The 2,744-nt window shown below is 39.0% G+C and carries 2 protein-coding genes; one reads left to right on the top strand and one right to left on the bottom strand.

Annotated features, from left to right (window positions below; genetic code table 11):
• The first annotated feature begins 150 nt into the window (after positions 1 to 150).
• Entirely contained in the window at positions 151 to 1,308 is a 1,158-nt protein-coding gene (locus GQR46_RS18380) for a chorismate mutase (RefSeq protein WP_007581410.1), read from the top strand.
• Between the two features lie 127 nt (positions 1,309 to 1,435).
• On the opposite strand, the gene tyrA is transcribed toward GQR46_RS18380, so the two are convergent.
• Positions 1,436 to 2,569 carry a bifunctional chorismate mutase/prephenate dehydrogenase gene (tyrA, locus tag GQR46_RS18375; protein ID WP_010554632.1) on the bottom strand — a complete coding sequence of 378 codons (1,134 nt, stop codon included), beginning with the start codon at positions 2,567 to 2,569 and terminating at the stop codon, positions 1,436 to 1,438.
• Positions 2,570 to 2,744 lie beyond the last annotated feature (175 nt).

Genomic DNA, 2,744 nt, shown 5'->3' with positions numbered 1-2,744 from the left:
GCACTTTTTTTTCGTTTTTTAGCTTCTTTATATAGAAGAGGCTTCCCTGTTTGTGAGATAAAATCAATCGAATAGTAAAGCCTCCCAACCGGGAGGCTTTTTTGTTTTTGCTGTGTAATAACAGCCTACTTTTGGAATGAGGATACCAAAATGACAAATGATGTATTAAATGCACTAAGACACGATATAAATGAAATAGACTCCGATTTACTCGTGTTATTAGCTAAACGTCGTCGTATTAGCCACGGTGTGGTTGAGTATAAAATTGCTAACAACAAGCCAATTCGCGATGAAGCACGTGAACTCGCACTTTTAGAGAAACTGATTGGTTATGGTAAATCACTAGGTTTAGATGCTTACTACGTGAATAATGTTTTTCAAACTATTTTGGAAGACTCTGTTTTACACCAACAAGCAATGCTACAAAAAAACCTGAATCCAGATGCCCTTAGTGAAACACACCGTGTAACTTACTTAGGTGGTCAGGGTTCTTATAGCCAACTAGCATGCCATAAATATTTTAGCCGCCGCCCGGGTAAATTAGTTGAAATTGGCTGTACATCGTTTGACGAAATAACAGGTAAAGTAGAAAACGGCCAAGCTGATTTTGGTTTATTACCCATTGAAAACACAAGCTCTGGCAGTATTAACGAGGTGTTTGACTTATTACAGCACGCGCAAGTGTCTATTGTTGGAGAAGTAACTCACAGTGTAGAGCATTGCTTACTCGCCAACCCTGATACTGAACTTAGTCAACTAACAAAAATATTTGCACACCCACAACCATTTGCGCAGTGCAGCCGCTTTTTACAGGGCTTAGGTGATTTACAACACGAAACATGTGATTCAACATCAAGCGCGCTACAATCAGCTCTGAACACACCATACAGTGCTGCAATTGGCTCTGCACAAGCGGGGAAAAACGTAGGGCTTGAGGTTATTAAATCAAACCTAGCTAATCAAAGCGAAAACCATAGCCGCTTTATTGTTGTTGCACGTAAGCCTCTACAAGTGTCTAACCAAATTCCAACTAAAACTAGTTTGATCATGTCGACAAAACAACAAGCGGGCTCACTAGCCGATGCGTTAATGATTTTTAAGCAGCATAAGATTAATTTAGTAAAACTTGAATCTCGCCCTACTCCGGGCAATCCGTGGGAAGAAGTTTTTTATGTTGACCTAGAAGCAAACTTAGCTGAAAGCCAAGTAAAAGAAGCGCTAGAAGAACTTAAAGAGCACACCCAATATGTACGTATTTTAGGATGTTACCAAAGCGAGTCACTACAGGCAGTAAGCGTTAATACTTAATAAGCAATTTTACAAATCAAAAAGGGCCGATATCGGCCCTTTTTCGTTAACTAGTACCAGTCTGCATAAATATTTTAGCAATTTAACGAATTAAATCCCCATACTTAAGCAAACGGTATAACAAATATTAATCTAAAACTTTTGAATCATTCGCTTTATTTAATAAGCTTCTGCTTTGCGTTAAAAAGTGTTCTGTCGAGTCAGAAAAGTAAACTTTCGCCTCAGCAAAAGAATCAATAAGCGCTGCTTTATCTCCCGCTTTTAATTTTGCTAATGTACTTGCGAAGGTATCTTGGTACTGTGCAAGTAAGGTTTCGACATCATCGAATTGTGCTAGCATAATATCTGAGTAAAGCTCAGGCGACTGCGCAAATAAACGCCCTACCATCATCAGTTCTAATTGATATATAGGTGACGAGCAGCTACGTAATTCTTCTAGTGTATGACTTTGTTTTGCTAAAAATTGTCCGTACACAAATGTCGTTAAATGGCGCATTACCTGAATAATTTGCATTGCTTCATCATGCTTTTTAGCATCAAGCTCAACAAGCTGACAACCCCATACTTGTAACTGCTGTAACAAACCTTTTGCCGCTTGGTGTTCTCGCCCTTCACATACAACAACTGTTTGTTTTACCCAGTGTGATATATCAGGCCCAAACATAGGATGCAAACCAACCACAGGGCCACTGTGCGCAGCTTTTAGTGCTTTAATAGGCGATTGCTTTACCGATGTAATATCAACTAGTAAACAGTCTTCATCTAGTTTAGGTAACTTAGCAACGACAGCGTCCAATGCATTAATAGGTACGCTAATCATTACCAGCTTGGCACCTTTTAAAATACTTTTCGCATCGTTTTGCTGATCTTTATCTAAAATTTTAACTTCGTAACCTGAGCGAATAAACTGCTGTGCAAATAACTGGCCCATGGCGCCTTGACCACCCACAATTACAATTGGCGAAAGCTCTGGCGCTGCGCATGCAAGTTTTGCTTGTTGGTTTTGATAGGCTTCTCGCATCATACGTCTAAGTATATCTTCAACGAGATCTGGGCTTACATTTTGATTTATTGCTTCTTGTCGTCTTGCCGCTAATAGCTCTGCTTCACGGGCAGGTGCATGTAAAGGTGCGCCTGTTTGTTGTTTTATCTCACCAATTTTTTGCGTAATACCATTACGTTTAGCAAGTAAGGCAACAAGTTGTGCATCGCATTCATCTATACCTTCTCTTAGCTGTGCTAAATCACTTATGTCAGCCATGTTCGTCCCACCTTAAAAAACCAAATAACGTAAATATAAATTTACATAAAAGTAAACTAATCAATACGATAAATACTAACAGGATCAGCTAACTGAGAAAAGGCTAAAGCGGAAATTTTACTAATGAGGAATTGAGAATTGAGAATTGAGAATTGAGAATTGAGAATTGAGAATT

Source organism: Pseudoalteromonas sp. Z1A6 (assembly GCF_011378745.1).
Lineage (GTDB): Bacteria > Pseudomonadota > Gammaproteobacteria > Enterobacterales > Alteromonadaceae > Pseudoalteromonas > Pseudoalteromonas arctica.
The sequence above is the reverse complement of the archived record's forward strand: the minus strand, read 5'-3'. Positions and strand labels throughout refer to the sequence as shown.